The sequence below is a fragment of the Streptomyces sp. NPDC059454 genome (genome assembly GCF_042749965.1).
GTDB lineage: Bacteria > Actinomycetota > Actinomycetes > Streptomycetales > Streptomycetaceae > Streptomyces.
Genome location: NZ_JBHYVC010000011.1, coordinates 1 through 14,678 on the forward strand (window position 1 = coordinate 1; position 14,678 = coordinate 14,678).

At 71.1% G+C, this 14,678-nt stretch carries 13 protein-coding genes and 1 pseudogene; 7 read left to right on the plus strand and 7 right to left on the minus strand.

The genetic code is table 11. The features are described 5' to 3' along the window. The 3 genes from ACFXAE_RS10460 to ACFXAE_RS10470 form a co-directional block, all read right to left on the minus strand. On the minus strand, window positions 1-189 hold a 189-nt coding region (locus ACFXAE_RS10460; protein WP_384711090.1), incomplete at its 3' end, for a hypothetical protein. Beyond that, a complete protein-coding gene (gene rfbB / locus ACFXAE_RS10465; protein WP_384711093.1) occupies window positions 186-1,166 on the minus strand; it encodes a dTDP-glucose 4,6-dehydratase in 981 nt (326 codons plus the stop codon). The genes ACFXAE_RS10460 and rfbB, both read right to left, overlap by 4 nt. A 179-nt stretch (window positions 1,167-1,345) precedes the next feature. After that, window positions 1,346-2,482, minus strand: coding sequence for a nucleotide disphospho-sugar-binding domain-containing protein (locus tag ACFXAE_RS10470; protein WP_384711095.1), 1,137 nt, complete (start codon window positions 2,480-2,482; stop codon window positions 1,346-1,348). 219 nt (window positions 2,483-2,701) lie between these two features. Here ACFXAE_RS10470 and ACFXAE_RS10475 point away from each other — a divergent pair, with 219 nt between their 5' ends. Both ACFXAE_RS10475 and ACFXAE_RS10480 read left to right on the plus strand, forming a co-directional pair. Further along, complete coding sequence (locus ACFXAE_RS10475; protein WP_384711098.1) at window positions 2,702-3,769, plus strand: glucose-1-phosphate thymidylyltransferase; 1,068 nt, start codon at window positions 2,702-2,704, stop codon at window positions 3,767-3,769. Between the two features lie 36 nt (window positions 3,770-3,805). After that, a complete protein-coding gene (locus tag ACFXAE_RS10480; RefSeq protein WP_384711100.1) occupies window positions 3,806-4,174 on the plus strand; it encodes a hypothetical protein in 369 nt (122 codons plus the stop codon). Here ACFXAE_RS10480 and ACFXAE_RS10485 read toward each other — a convergent pair. Together ACFXAE_RS10485 and ACFXAE_RS10490 are read right to left on the minus strand one after the other, a co-directional pair. Next, complete coding sequence (locus tag ACFXAE_RS10485; RefSeq protein WP_384711103.1) at window positions 4,129-4,890, minus strand: BTAD domain-containing putative transcriptional regulator; 762 nt, start codon at window positions 4,888-4,890, stop codon at window positions 4,129-4,131. The two genes, ACFXAE_RS10480 and ACFXAE_RS10485, sit on opposite strands and share 46 nt — an antisense overlap. A gap of 374 nt (window positions 4,891-5,264) precedes the next feature. Next, a pseudogene (locus tag ACFXAE_RS10490) lies at window positions 5,265-5,513 on the minus strand (transposase); the annotation flags it as partial. Between the two features lie 122 nt (window positions 5,514-5,635). Here ACFXAE_RS10490 and ACFXAE_RS10495 point away from each other — a divergent pair. Next, a complete protein-coding gene (locus tag ACFXAE_RS10495; RefSeq protein ID WP_384711106.1) occupies window positions 5,636-5,863 on the plus strand; it encodes a hypothetical protein in 228 nt (75 codons plus the stop codon). 85 nt (window positions 5,864-5,948) lie between these two features. Here ACFXAE_RS10495 and ACFXAE_RS10500 read toward each other — a convergent pair whose 3' ends face one another. Continuing rightward, entirely contained in the window at window positions 5,949-7,634 is a 1,686-nt protein-coding gene (locus tag ACFXAE_RS10500; protein WP_384711109.1) for a ribonuclease J, read from the minus strand. A 603-nt stretch (window positions 7,635-8,237) separates the two neighbouring features. Here ACFXAE_RS10500 and ACFXAE_RS10505 point away from each other — a divergent pair. The 4 genes from ACFXAE_RS10505 (at window position 8,238) to ACFXAE_RS10520 (ending at window position 12,028) form a co-directional block, all read left to right on the plus strand. Further along, window positions 8,238-8,930 carry a response regulator transcription factor gene (locus ACFXAE_RS10505; RefSeq protein ID WP_384711112.1) on the plus strand — a complete coding sequence of 231 codons (693 nt, stop codon included), beginning with the start codon at window positions 8,238-8,240 and terminating at the stop codon, window positions 8,928-8,930. Continuing rightward, a complete protein-coding gene (locus ACFXAE_RS10510) occupies window positions 8,927-10,375 on the plus strand; it encodes an ATP-binding protein (protein ID WP_384711115.1) in 1,449 nt (482 codons plus the stop codon). The genes ACFXAE_RS10505 and ACFXAE_RS10510 overlap by 4 nt, the downstream gene beginning before the upstream one ends. 227 nt (window positions 10,376-10,602) lie before the next feature. After that, complete coding sequence (locus ACFXAE_RS10515) at window positions 10,603-10,998, plus strand: MerR family transcriptional regulator (RefSeq protein WP_384711118.1); 396 nt, start codon at window positions 10,603-10,605, stop codon at window positions 10,996-10,998. Between the two features lie 106 nt (window positions 10,999-11,104). Beyond that, a complete protein-coding gene (locus tag ACFXAE_RS10520) occupies window positions 11,105-12,028 on the plus strand; it encodes an NADP-dependent oxidoreductase (protein ID WP_384711120.1) in 924 nt (307 codons plus the stop codon). Window positions 12,029-12,260: 232 nt separating this feature from the next. Here ACFXAE_RS10520 and ACFXAE_RS10525 read toward each other — a convergent pair whose 3' ends face one another. Then, the gene (locus tag ACFXAE_RS10525) at window positions 12,261-14,342 is read right to left on the minus strand and encodes an MMPL family transporter (protein WP_384711123.1); all 2,082 of its coding nucleotides are present in this window, start codon (window positions 14,340-14,342) and stop codon (window positions 12,261-12,263) included. Window positions 14,343-14,678: the final 336 nt, after the last annotated feature.

Sequence of the window (14,678 nt, forward strand, 5' to 3'; positions counted from 1 at the left end):
GGGGGGGGCGGGGGGGGGGGCTGCGCGGCGTGCGCGGGGGGGTGTGCTGCGGGCCGGGGGTTCGGGGGTTCGCGGCGCGGGCGGGGGCACCCCCCGGGCCGCCGCGCCCAGGTCACCGCCCGTCGTCTCCGGCACCGCGCGGGCGAGGTCGTACCAGGCCGTCGCGCCCGTCACCAGCCGGCGCGTCATGTCCGTACCGTCGTACGGGCGTTCCGGCCGGCCCGGTCCCACCACGCCCGGTGCTCCGCGTACCAGGCGACCGTCCGCGCCAGCCCGTCCTCGAAGCCGATCCGCGGCTCGAACCCCAGCTCCTCCCGGATCCGGTCGGCGCACAGGGCGTAGCGGCGGTCGTGGCCCTTGCGGTCGGCGACGAGGTCGACGGAGCTCCAGTCCGCCCCGCACGCGGCGAGCAGACGCCCGGCGATCTCGCGGTTGCTGAGCTCCGTGCCGCCGCCGATGTGGTAGACCCGGCCGGGCCGCCCCTTGTGCAGGACGAGTTCCACGCCCCGGCAGTGGTCCTCCACGTGCAGCCATTCGCGTACATGGCCGCCGTCGCCGTACAACGGCACGCGTCCGCCGTCGAGCAGCCGGGTGACGAAGAGCGGGATCAGTTTCTCCGGGAACTGGTACGGGCCGTAGTTGTTGGAGCAGCGGGTCACCACCACGTCCATGCCGTGGGTGCGGTGGTACGCCAGGGCCAGGAGGTCGGAGGCGGCCTTGGTGGCGGAGTAGGCCGACGAGGGGGCGACGGGCTGCTCCTCCGTCCAGGACCCCTTCTCGACCGAGCCGTACACCTCGTCCGTGGAGACGTGCACGAACCTGCCCACACCGTGCTTGCGTGCGGCGTCCAGCAGGACCTGGGTGCCGAGCACATTGGTGGTGACGAAGGGCGAGGCGTCGGTGATCGACCGGTCCACGTGGGACTCCGCGGCGAAGTGGACCACCGCGTCGTGGCCCGCCATCACCTCGTCGACGGTGCCGGCGTCACGTATGTCGCCGTGCACGAAGGTGTGGCCGGGCCGTCCGGCGACCGGTTCCAGGTTGGCCCGGTCACCCGAGTAGGTGAGGGCGTCGAGCACCGTCACCCGTGCCGCGTCCCGCTCCAGCAGTCCCCGGACGAACGCCGACCCGATGAACCCGGCTCCGCCCGTGACGAGAATGCGCATGATGTACCGCTCCTTGTGTCACCGTGTCGACGTGCCGATGCCGCACCCGGCGCCCCTGGCACCCTCCCGTGCGGCCCGGTGCCGTGCTCCGGTGCGGCGCCGGGCAAAGGCCCCGGAGCGCGGCGCACCGCCCGCTGCGGAGCTCCCGGGGCGTCAGCCGCCCCGGGAGTGCGCCGTCCTCACTCGCCGGCCAGTTCCTCAAGCCTCGGGACCAGCGTCGACGGGGCGGGCATGGACCGCATCTCCGCCTGCACCTCGCCCGCCGCCGCGCGCAGTGCCCCGTCGTGCAGCAGGGCGTCGATGCTCTCCTTGGCCAGCCGGCTGCTGTCGACGGACAGGCCCGCGCCGCGGTCGGCGACGGCGGCGGCGTTGACGTGCCGGTCGCCCTCGTCGGGCATGAGGATCTGCGGCACCCCGGCGTCCAGCGCGGCCAGGGTCGTGCCGGAACCGCCGTGGTGGATCAGTCCCGCGGAGCTGCGGAGCAGCAGGTTCATCGGGACCCAGTCGACGAGCCGGACGTTGTCGGCGAGCGGACCGAGCTTGCCGGTGTCGACGTCGCCCAGGGCGAGCACGAACTCGGCGTCGACGTCGGGCGCCAGCTCGAGGACCCGGTCGAGCTGTCCGAGCCCGTCGAAGGCGGGCGCCGTGGTGCCGAGGGTCACGGCGATCCGGGGACGGCCGGTGTCGTCGCCGAGCCAGTCGGGCAGCACGCAGCCGCCGTTGTACGGCAGGTAGCGCATGGACCAGCCCGAGGCGACACCGTCGACCAGGCTGAGCGGGGCCACGTCGATGGCCTCCCTGCGCTCCGGCAGGTCGACGCCGTAGCGGTCGAACAGCTCGGCGTTCCAGTGGCGGACCCGCTCGGTGTACTGCCGGCTGCGGAAGACTCCGTACCCGTGCTCCACCGCGGGCACACCCACCCGGGCGGCGGCGATGAGGCCGGGGGCGCTGAGGGCGGAGTGCACGACGAGATCCGGGCGCCAGTCCTCGGCGACGCGGACGTAGCGGTCGACGAGGTCCGTCTGGTGGCTCATCAGCCGCCCGTAGAAGCGCTGGTTGGCCTCGAAGTCGGAGCGGTCGGTGGTGCCCCACTCGGCGGCCAGTTCGGGGTGCGCGCCGAAGGTCTCCATGGCCAGCTTCACCGCGTCGGTGCCCGGACACACGTCATACACCGCGAGGCCGGCGTCCTTCACCGCCAGGGCGTCGCCCCCTGTGGCGACCAGCACCTCGTGCCCCGCCAGCCGCAGCGCCCAGGCGAGGGGGACGGTCGGGAAGACGTGACCTATTCCGGGGGTGGCGGCAATGAGTACTCGCATGGATCATTTCCCCTTCCATTTTTCCTTCTCCGCTGCCCATTCCAGCAATTTCCGTGTCCCCGCATCCATTACCTGACAGGTAAAAACCACACCCCGTCAGTCCCGCATCAGCTCGTGGTCAGGGAGCCGTCAGGGAGGCGTCAGAGGGGTGTGAGGAGAATCCCCCACAGTGAGAACTCCACAGACCGAGCAGGCATGTTCCGGACATCAGGAGGCGCCGTGAAGGGTTTGGTCCTGTCGGGTGGATCGGGTACCAGAATGCGCCCCTTCACCCACACGTCACCCAAGCAGCTCGTGCCCGTCGCGAACAAGCCCGTTCTCTTCTACGTCCTGGAATCCATGGCCGAGGCCGGCATCACCGATGTGGGCCTCGTCGTCGGAGACACCGCCGAGGAGATACGCCAGGCCGTGGGCGACGGCTCCTCGTTCGGGCTGGACATCACCTACATCCACCAGGAAAAGCCCCTCGGGCTCGGTCACGCGGTGCTGATATCCCGCGACTTCCTGGGTGATTCCGACTTCCTCATGCATCTCGGTGACAACTTCATCGTGGACGGCATCGACCCGCTCGTCCGGGAATTTCACCGGGAGCGCCCGGACGCCCGGATCCTGCTCACCCAGGTCTCCGACCCGTCCTCCTTCGGGGTCGCCGAACTCGACGAAGACGGCCGCGTCGTGAACCTGGTGGAGAAACCGGAGTTCCCCAAGAGCGACCTGGCGCTGGTCGGCGTCTACCTGTTCACTCCGTCCGTCCACGACGCGGTGCGGGCCGTCCGGCCCTCCGCGCGGGGAGAGCTGGAGATCACCGACGCGCTGCAGTGGCTCATCGACCAGGGCCGGGCGGTCAACTCCTCGCTGGTCACCGGCTACTGGAAGGACACCGGCAACGTCGCCGACATGCTGGACGTGAACCGGCGCGTGCTCGAGGGCATCGAGCGGTGCGAGGGCGGGGACGTGGACGAGAGCAGCGAGATCGTGGGCCGCGTCAGCATCGCCCCGGGGGCCCGGGTGCGCAATTCACACATCGTGGGGCCGGCGGTGATCGGGGCGGACGCCTGTATCACCGACACCTACATCGGCCCCTTCACCTCGGTCGCCGAGGGCTGCCGGATCAGCGGCAGCGAGATCGAGTACTCGATCGTCCTCGCCGACGCCTCCATCGAGGGGGTCCACCGCATCCAGGCCTCGCTCATCGGCCGCCGGGCCCGGGTCACCGCGGCCCGGGAGGCGCCCAAGAGCCACCGGCTGGTCCTCGGCGACCACAGCAGCGTGCAGATCCGGATCTGACGGCGGACCCGTCACGCTCGCAGGAAGGACGGCCCCGTGAGGACACGCGAACCGGGCGTCGAAGGCGCCCTGGAGATCACGCCCGTGCGGCACGGCGGCTCCCGGGGGGCCTTCCCGGAGTGGTTCCGGGGCGACCGGCCGGCCGGCGGCCGGGAGCCGAGGACCGCCCGCACGCCGACGGACGGTGCGTGCGTGGCGTATCCGTGCCCCGAGACGTACGCGCCGGACCGGGAGCGCTCGGTGCGTCCCCTGGGCCTGGAGCCCGGCATCGCCCGGCCGGTCCCCGGCCCGCTGCTGTCCGCGCGTGCCGCCTGCGCCCCGGGTCCGGCCCGGGCGTACGCCGGGGGAATCCCGCCGGGCTACGAGGCGTGCCGGTGCCGGACCTCCGGTGAGAGCGGGCCGTGACAACGCCCGGCGAGCGCTTGGGCGTCGTGACGGAGGATCGCCTGCTCGGTGCGGCGCAGCACCGGGGACGGCTCGATGCCCAGTTCCCGGGTGAGCCGGGAGCGCATCCACCGGTACGTCTGCAGCGCCTCGGCCTGACGCCCCGCCCGGTAGAGGGCGATCATGAGCTGCTCGCAGAAGCGTTCCCGCAGCGGGTTCTCGGCGTGCGTCTCGCTCAACTCGCCGAGGATCTCCACATGGTTGCCGAGCGCGAGCCGACTCTCGAAGTAGGCCTCCAGCGCACCGATCCGGTACTCCTCGTACCGCCGTGCCGCGGCCTGGCAGAGGATGCCTCCGGACCCTCCGCCGAATACGGGTCCCTGCCACATCAGCAGCGCCGCGCGCAGGGTTTCCGAGGCGGCGGCCGGGTCGGAATACACCATCGTCTGCGCCGTACGCACGGAACGGACGAAAAGCGCGGCGTCGAGTTCCTCCTCCGCCATGACGAGCTGGTATCCGTTGGCGTTCTTGGTGAGCCGTGAGGTCTCCCGCCAGGGCTCCAGCACGCCGAGTCTCTTGCGGAGCCGGCTCACCTGGGCGTGCAGCGCGTTGACCACTCCGCCGGGCGGCGATTCCCCCCACAATTCGTCGACGAGTGCCTCCGTCGACACCATCCGGCCCTCGCTCGCCAACAGCACCTGGAAGAACACGCGCTGGACTCCGCCGGACAGGCTCACCCGGCCGACGGGAGAGCGAGCTTCAAGTTTTCCCAGCACATAGAAAGTCGGCACCGTCAACTCCTGCTTCGAAAAACGCGAAACCGTCCGTCCACATCAATGGGCCGCGTGGTGATCAACGGCAATGATCAAGACCGTATCGGCCCCGCGGCGACAGGGTCAAAGGCCCGGTCCCTAGTCCGTCACGTGGGGTGACCGGGGGTACGCCCACGCCGGACGCACCGGGGCGCAGCCGATCGTCCGGCAGTCGTGTCGGTGGGGTCACGTCCGCCGGGGTGGTGCGTCGACGGCCACTCGGTGATCTCGTTTCGAGGCTGTGCGGGGAGTTCGGTGGGCAGGGTGGGGTCGTCGGCTCCTGGCCCGACCGGGTGGAGTCGGTTCTTGGCGAGGAGGTCACGGCCCGTGCGGCGGCGGGCCTCGGTCCATTCGTCGTTCTGCTCGGCCGGCACCGCGCCGACGAGCCGGACGACGGCGGTGCGATCGGGGAAGACGCCGACCACGTCGGTGCGGCTGGGAGCCCCTCCCGCGGCGCGGCCGTGCGGGAGGATCTCCTTGTCCAGCCGCTCCTGCGGATTGTCCGGCCGGATCCGCCGCCGGATCTCACGCGGGAGGGCGGTGCAGGCCGGCTGGCCGAGCGGCGCCGCGGGGCCGGTGGCGATGACACGGACGACGGTGCCCGGCGGCTCGCTCTCGGTCTGTTCGCGCAGGCGGAGCCCGGCAGGGGGCGACCAGCGTTCGCGGTGCGGTGGCGGGCGGCGCGGACCGGTCCGACAGCCTCGCCACGCAGGACGAGGTGTCGTGGGCAGCGGGGAAGGTCACCGCCGTCTGTGAGGTACCGGCCGACGTGCCGGCCTGTGCCAGGCCGGAGGACGTCGTACGCCCGCAGGACCGGGTCGTGGTCGACGCATACGACGCGGCCGGTGTGCGACCGTGCGCACGGCGGCTCGTACAGGCCGACCCGGCGGGCCGGTGAAGAGGCCGGCCACGAGGAACTCGTGGCCGGCCTCTTCACCTCGTACGCATCGGCACCCGGCCCCGGACGGCTGCCGGGCTGTGGCTCAGGCGTCGATGATGACGGGGATGATGAGGGGCTTGCGGCGGTGGGTGCGGAACGCCCAGTTCGCCACGGCACGGGCGATGAGCTGTTCGAGCTGGCGCGCGTCCCCGACGCCTTCCTCGGCCGCGGTGGCCAGGGTCTTCTCGATGACGGGGACGACCGGCTCGAAGGTGGCGTCGTCGTGGACGAAGCCGCGGGCCAGGAAGTCGGGGGCCTCGGCGAGGGCGCCGGTGTCCGCGTCGACGATCGCCACCACCGTGACGACGCCTTCCTCCGCGAGGGTGAGGCGGTCCTTGAGGGACGCTTCGGTGGCGCCACCGACTTCCATGCCGTCCACGTAGACGTTGCCGGCGGGGACCTTGCCGGTGATGGACGCGCGCCCGTCGACGAGGTCGACGACGACGCCGTCCTCGGCGATGACGACCCGGTCGGGGTCGACACCGGTACGGATGGCGAGGTCGCCGTTGGCCCGCAGGTGGCGCCATTCGCCGTGCACCGGCATGACGTTGCGGGGTTTGACGATGTTGTAGCAGTAGACGAGCTCGCCGGCGCTGGCGTGCCCGGAGACGTGCACCTTGGCGTTGCCCTTGTGGACCACGTGGGCGCCCCACCGGGTGAGTCCGTTGATCACCCGGTAGATGGCGTTCTCGTTGCCGGGGATGAGGGAGCTGGCGAGCAGGACGGTGTCGCCCTTGCCGATGCGGATCATGTGGTCGCGGTTGGCCATCCGCGACAGTGCGGCCATCGGTTCGCCCTGGGAGCCGGTGCACACCAGAGTGACCTTGTGGTCCGGGAGCCTCTCCAGCTCCTTCGTGCTCACGACCAGACCGGAGGGGACCTTCAGATAACCCAGATCACGGGCGATGCCCATGTTGCGGACCATCGACCGGCCGACGAAGGCGACCTTGCGGCCGTGCTGGTGGGCGGCGTCCAGGACCTGCTGGATGCGGTGCACATGGCTGGCGAAGCTGGAGACGATGACCCGGCGCGGCGCGGTGCGCATCACCTGCTCGATCGCCGGGTTCAGCTCACGCTCGGAGGTGGTGAAGCCGGGCACTTCGGCGTTGGTGGAGTCGGTGAGGAACAGGTCCACGCCCTCCTCACCGAGGCGGGCGAAGGCACGCAGATCGGTGATGCGGTCGTCGAGGGGGAACTGGTCCATCTTGAAGTCGCCGGTGTGCAGCACCATCCCGGCCCGGGTGCGGATCGCGACCGCGAGACTGTCGGGGATGGAGTGGTTGACCGCCACGAACTCGCAGTCGAAGGGCCCAAAACCGCGCCGGTCGCCCTCCCGCACCCGGACCGTGCGCGGCCGGATGCCGTGCTCCTTGAGCTTGGCCTCCAGGAACGCCAGCGTCAGCTTGGAGCCGACGACGGGAATGTCGGACCGCTCGCGCAACAGGTACGGCACGCCGCCGATGTGGTCCTCGTGGCCATGGGTGAGTACCACGGCCACGACATCGTCCAGCCGGTCCCGGATCGAGGTGAAGTCCGGCAGGATCACATCCACACCGGGCTGGGTCTCCTCGGGGAACAGCACGCCGCAGTCGACGATGAGCAGCTTGCCGGCGTGCTCGAAGACGGTCATGTTGCGGCCGATCTCGCCCAAGCCGCCCAGGGCGATGACTCGCAGCCCTCCCTCGGGAAGGGGCGGGGCGGCTTTCAGCTCGGGGTGCGGATGACTCATGCCTTCACGGTACCCGGAGAGTGGGACGGCATGATCCACCGCCCGTGCGATCTCTTCCTCCCGGCGGTCCGGAGCGCCCCCACCTGCTGCGCCGGGACGATGGATGACGCCGGCGGCCGGAACGGGGAATGGTGACAGGCGGTACCGCCTTCGGGGGATGAGCCGTGGGCCCGGTGGCGCCGGCGAAGCTTTCGTGCCCCTTGTCGTGGTGGCCGATCCGCGGCCTGTTCGGCCTGCGGCGCCCCGAACCGTCCTCACCGACCGGCCTCGGCCCGCCGCCGCGGACCCCGTCCTGGGCAAGCAGCGTCAGTGCGTCCAGCAGGACCGGGCTCAGCCCGTCCACCGACTCCTGCGTTCTCCTCATGTCCGCACCGTCCGCGGACGCACCGCCGGAGGCAAGCGACACGCCGCCCACCGTCTCGAGAGAGTGAGTCTTCTGGATCGTCATCAGGTGTCCCTTCCGGTGAAGGTCCCACCTGGTTCATGACACTCCCACACGACGCGCAGTCGCCGCCGGCAGATGAGTGCGGGTTCTTATCCTGGTCTCAGGTTGATCAGGGACGATGAGCGGCAAAGGCATCGACCGGAAGGGGGCGGGCCGGCGTGCGGATCATGATCGCGGACGATGAAGCGGCCATCCGTGAGTCGCTGGAGCGGGTGCTCCAGGTCGAGGGTTACGACACCAGCACCGTCGCCAACGGTCTCGCCGTGCTCGACGGGGTTGGTGGGGCCGACGGTGACACGCTGGATCTGCTGATCCTCGACGTGATGATGCCCCGCCTCGGCGGGTTGGAGACCTGCCGGCGGTTGCGGGCCGCGGGTCGGGATCTGCCGGTGCTGATGCTGACCGCCCGTGACCAGGTCTCCGACCGGGTCACGGGGCTGGACGCGGGCGCCGACGACTACCTGCCCAAGCCGTTCGCCACCGAGGAGTTGCTGGCCCGGGTGCGGGCCCTGCTGCGCCGGCGCACGCCGGCCGACGGGGAGTCGCAGATCCTGTCGTTCGCCGACGTCCGGCTCGATCCCGACAGGTTCGAGGCGTGGCGGGGCGGGCGGCCGCTGCGCCTGACCCGGACCGAGTTCTCCCTCCTGCAGGTCCTCCTGCGCAACGCGACCCGGGTCTTGACCCGCGACGTGCTGTTCGAGGCGATCTGGGGTTTCGACATGAGCGCCACCGCCAACAACCTCCAGGTGTACGTGAGCTACCTGCGCCGCAAGATGGAGGCCGAGGGTGAGCCGCGATTGATCTACACGCTGCGCGGCCTGGGATACGCGTTGCGGGAGACTCCTCCGTGAGCAGGCCCGCCGACCGGGAAGCGCGCCGGCTGACCCGATGGTGGCGCCGGAGGTCCCTGCGGACCAGGCTGACGGTGATCGCGGCGACGGCCATCGCGGTCAGCGTTTTCGTGGCCTTCCAGGTGGCCAGCGAGCTACTGGACCGGGAGCTGCGGGACACCGCCGAGAATCAGCTGCGCGCCGACTCCCGCGTCCTGGCGACGAACGCGCAGCGCGCCGGTCCGGCGCAGGTCCAGCTACCGCCGTATCCCGGATCCGGTCGGCTGGTGCGGGTCATCCTGCCCGACGGCTCGACCCGGACGCCGGCCGGCCAACCCGCGCTGCCCCCCGTCAGCGAGCACGCCGGGCGCGTGGCGCAGGGCGCGTCGGCCGACCTGATGGAGTCGAACGACAGCGAAGAGGGCTACCTCATCTACACGCTGCGGGCGGGCGACGGCGCGGTTCAGGTGGCCCGCGTCGCCGACGACAGCCCGATCAACCGGTTCGGGTTCGGCATGCTGCTGATCGGGCTGTTCTGCGTGGCCGGCGGCGCCCTTGTCGGGCGGACCGTGGCGCGGACCGGGCTGGCGCCGATCGACCGGCTGACCGCCGCCGCGGTACGTGTCGCGCACACCCGGGATCTCGACGCCGGCATCCCGGACGAGGGCGGTGGGGAGATCCGGCGGCTGATCCAGTCGATCAACGACATGCTCGCCGCGCTCCGGGACTCCCGGCGGGCCCAGCAGCTGCTCGCCGAGGACGCCGCCCACGAGCTCAAGACCCCGCTCACCAGCCTGCGCCTCAACGTCGAGCTGCTGATCCGGCTCGATCGGCGCGGCACCCTGGACAGCGCACTGCCGGCGGAGAGCCGGACCCGGCTGCTCAACGATCTCGGCGCCCAGGTGGCCGAGTTGAGCACCCTTTCCGCCGAGCTGACCGACCTGGCGCGCGGCGACGTCAGCGACGAGAACACCGAGCTGCTCGACCTCGCCGACGTGGTGGTGGCCGCCGCGACCCGGGCGCGTTCCCGCGTGCCCGACATCGAGGTCGCGCTCGAAGTGACCTCCGTGTGGGTGAGCGGGCGTCCCGCTGCGCTCCAGCGGGCGGTGCTCAACCTGATCGACAACGCCGGCAAGTGGTCCCCCGCGGACCAGCCGGTCCAGGTCCGGCTCCGTGCCGAGGGCGCGTCGGCGGTGCTCGAGGTCGACGACGCCGGGCCGGGCATCGACGCCGCCGACGTACCGCGGGTGTTCGACCGGTTCTACCGTGCCGACAGCGCCCGGGCGTTGCCGGGATCCGGCCTGGGGCTGTCGATCGTGCAGCGGGTCGTCGACGCCCACGGCGGCCGGGCCACCGTCACCCGCTCCGCACGCGGTGGCGCGCTGCTCCGGGTCGGCCTTCCGGCCTCGGCCCCGCCCGACCCGATCGCACGGCTCACCGCCGGGGAGGACACCGCGGTGCGCTGACCCGCCCCGGCGGTGCGGCGCAGGACAAAAAACGGTGGCCCTCGGGCATGGCCCCGCGCGGCTCACCCTCGGGGCGGGACACCGCGATGCGCCGGCCCCGGCTGTCGGCGTACTGAGGTGCTCGGTCGTGAGACCGGGACGACGGCCTTGCGGCCGTGGAGGTGTCCGCGGGCGTCGATGACTTGCCGGCGGTCCGAACTTGGAGACGCGGGCGTAGGCTCTCGGGGATGCGGATAGGCGAGTTGTCCAAGCGCACGGGCGTGAGTCCGCGCTCACTGCGGTACTACGAAGAGCAGGGCCTGCTGACCAGCTCACGCTCCGGCGCCGGGCAGCGTCACTATTCCGATGCCGCGGTCCAGCGCGTGTCGCTCATCCGACAGCTGTTCGACGCGGGTATGTCCAGCCGGGTGATCGCGACTGTGCTGCCGTGTGTGGACGTCCCGGGTGACCTGGACGTCGCCGAGGAGACGTTCACGGCGATGATGCGCGAGCGCGACCGGATCGACGCCGACATCGCGCACCTGACCGAGACCCGGAATGCACTCGACGTGCTGATCAGGGCCAACAGTCGGCACCGGGCGGAGCTGTCCACGGCCCCGGAACCGGTGGCACGGTCGGCCTGATGCTGTGATCTGCGTCTCAGCCGGTTGCCCCTCACGTCAATGTCAGAGGTGAGGATGGCGACACCGCCCGGAATCACCGGGTCGGTCGTACGAGAGGCGGCGGAAGATGGGGCAGGCGTGGGGTTTCGGCAGGTATGGCGGGCCCGAGGTGCAGGAGTTCTTCGATCGTCCCGATCCCGTCCCCGGTCGCGGTGAGGTGCTGATCCGGGTCGACGTGGCCGGCGTGAATCCCCTCGACCACGTGCTGCGCTCGGGTCTGGCCGACGGGCTCGACGGCGGGCGTCCGTTTCCCCGCGTGCTGGGGATGGAGGCAGCCGGAACGGTTCTCGCCCGGGGCGAGGACGTCGACGGGCTCGAGGTGGGTGACGCGGTCTTCGGCTTCGCGCTCACCGGTGGCGGCACCTACGCCGAGACGACGGTGCTGTCCGCGCCGAACACCGCGCGCATCCCGGAGGGTCTGTCCGCGACCGTGGCGGCAACGCTGCCAGTGGCCGGGACGACCGCGGTGGACGTGCTCGACCAGCTCGGTCTCCCGGCCGGTGCCACGGTCCTGGTCAACGGGGTCGGGGGCGGGGTCGGCCTCGCCGTCGCCCGGCTGGCCATCGGGCGCGAGCTGCGTGTGATCGGCACCGGGAGTACCGCCAAACGCGAGCACGCCGAGGCCATCGGGGTGCGGTTCATCGACTACACGGCCGAGGACGTCGCCGCCGCGGCACGCGAGCTGGTTCCGGACGGCTTCGACGGGATCGTCGACCTGGTCGGAGGCACCTCGCTGCGGACGGTCGCTCCGCTGGCCCAGGATCCCCGCAACGTCATCGCGGTGGGTGATGTGTCCGTGCCCGGTCTCGGTGGGCGTTTCGTCGAGCGTCGCGTCGACCGCGAGAACCTGGAGCGGTCGGCCCGGCTGGCCCTCGACGGACTCCTCGCACCCGTCGTCACCGCGGTCCATCCGCTCTCCGACGCCCCGGCCGCCCTCGCCGCCGTCGAGAACGGTCACGCCTCGGGCAAGGTTGTCATCAAGGTGGCATGAGGAGTGCCCGGCCGTCTGACGCCGTCGACCGTCCACTGCGGACCGACGGGAACCCGTGGTCAGCGCATCATCAACTGAGCACGTTCACCTGTACGGGGTTGAGCACGCTCAGGCGTACGCCGACACCGGCCCCGGCGCGTGGCACGGGACCGAAGGGCGGCGGCCGTCGGGCCGTGAAAAGATCCGGGACGGGCCTGGGTCCCCGTCCCGGATCTCGTCCGTGCCGCCGCCCTCACCGTTGAAGCGCGGACTCCTCTTCGTCGGCGAGCGACTGCTGACCGTCCGGCAGCTCCGCCGCTGGACGGGACAGCCGGCTCGGCCACCACATCCGCCGGCCGATCAGCAGGGTGAGGGCGGGCACCAGGACCGACCGCACCAGCAGAGCGTCGAGGAGCACGCCGAAGGCGACCAGGAACCCGACCTCGATCAGCATCACCAGCGGAAGTGTGGCGAGGACCGCGAACGTTGCCGCCAGGACCAGGCCTGCCGAGGTGATGACGCCACCGGTGGCGGAGAGGGCTTTGAGCATGCCCTCCCCGGTGCCGAGGCGCACGGTCTCCTCCCGGGCCCGGCTGGCCAGGAAGATGTTGTAGTCGACGCCGAGCGCCACCAGGAACAGGAATGCCAGCAGCGGCACCGAATAGTCGACGCCCTTGAACCCGAGGATCGTGTCGAAGACGAACACGCTGCCGCCGAAGGCCGCGGTGAATGAGACGATCACGGTGGCCATCAGGACCAGCGGGGCCAGGATCGCGCGCAGCAGCAGTCCGAGGACGATCAGGACGACGGCGAGCACCAGCGGGATCACCAGCTTCTCGTCGCGCTTGGTGGTCACCTCGGTGTCGAGGTTCTCCGCACTCGGCCCGCCGACGATCGCCTCCGCCCCGCTCACCGCGTGCACGGCGGTGCGCACCCGCTTGATCGTGTCGTACTCCGCGGCGGTGTCCGGCGCGTCCTTCGGGAACACGGAGATGTTGACCCAGTCACCGCTGGTCTGCTCCGGGACGGCCAGGGCCACACCGCGCGTGTCCTTGACGATGTCGAGCACCCGCTCCTGGTGCGCCGGCCGCGTGAAGATCGTCATCGGCTGGCCGCCGAGCTCCGGGAAGTGCCGGCGGAGAACGGTGAAGCCGGTGACCGACTCCGGCGCTGACAGGAACTGGTCCTGCTCCCGCAGGTTGCCGGTGTTGCCCGCCAGCCCGAGGGCGAGCACGCCGAGGACTCCGAGCGAGCCGAGCGTCGCCACCCACCGGCGGCGGCTGATGGCGGTGCCGAGCCGTCCCCACAGCCCCGGCTTCTCCTCCACGGCCGTGCTGAATCGCGGGATGGCCGGCCAGAAGATCCGCCTGCCGAGCACCACGAGCACCGCCGGGAACAGCGTCAGCATGGCCACCAGCGCGCACAGGATGCCGGCCGCGCCGATCGGGCCCAACCCGCTGGTGCTGTTCAGGTCCGCGACGAGCAGGCAGAGCAGGCCGGCGATCACGGTGGCCGCGGACGCGACGATGGCCGGCGCCGCGGAGCGCAGCGCGTGGACCATCGCGACCCGGACATTCTCGTGGTGGTGCAGTGCCTCCCGATATCGGGCGATGAGCAACAGCGCGTAGTCCGTGCCGACGCCGAACACCAGGATCGTCAGCAGCGCCGAGTTCTGGTCGTTGACCACGATGCCGAAGCCCTTGACGAGCAGGTAGACGGTCCCCATCGAGGTCAGTGCGGCCGCGCCCACGGCCACCAGCGGGATGATCCACAACACCGGGCTGCGGTAGGTGAGGATGAGCAGGAGCGTGACGACGACGATGGTGGTGAGAAGGACCTGCACGTCGATGCCGTCGAAGACGGCATCCATGTCGCCGTCGATCGCGCCCGGGCCGGTCACGTCGAGTTCCAGGCCGGCGGGGCGGTCCTTCGCGGCGTCCCGCAGCGGGCCGACGATGTCCTCCGGTGCGCCGTAGGCCGTGCTCACCTCGAGGTTGAACATCATCGCCTTGCCGTCGGTGGAGGGGCTCGTCGGTGGGCCCTCGTCGTCGCCGCCGGCCGGGGCCGCCACCTTCGGCGGGTACCGCTTGGCAAGGGTGTCGTAGTGGCGCTCGACCGTCGCGCGGTCGGCGTCGGTCATGCCGCCGGCGCGGTGGTACACGAAGACGAACGTGTTGTCGTCACCGTCGGGGAGACTGTCCTCCAGTACCGCGACCTTGGTGGACTCGGCGCCGGCCGGCAGGGTGTCCGCGGCACTGTCGGTGGTGACCGAACTCAACTTTCCGCTCAGCGGCACCATGAACGCCGCCAGCACCAACCACAAGCCAATCACCATCCACGGCACCCACCGGCCTGCCAACCGACCGGCCGGCGCTTCGTCGACTACCATCACTGGCCTCCTGCATACGGGTTGCATCGCTTGTCCGATGGCCTACTTCCTAATGAGCGAACCTGAGACGACCGTTAGAGCCTGTGAAGCAGTCGGCGTCCGTTGTGGACGGTGATGTCGATCATCGGTGTCCTGTGGGTGGGTGGGCATGAACTCCGGTCAGGGGCGGGAGAGATGGGCGTGGTTCGTCTCCTGGGCTGCTCCCGGTCGGGAAGCGGCGCAGTTCCTCCGGTCCGCGGCCTGCGTGGAGGGCCGTCAGCGGGGAGGCGGTGGACAGCGTCC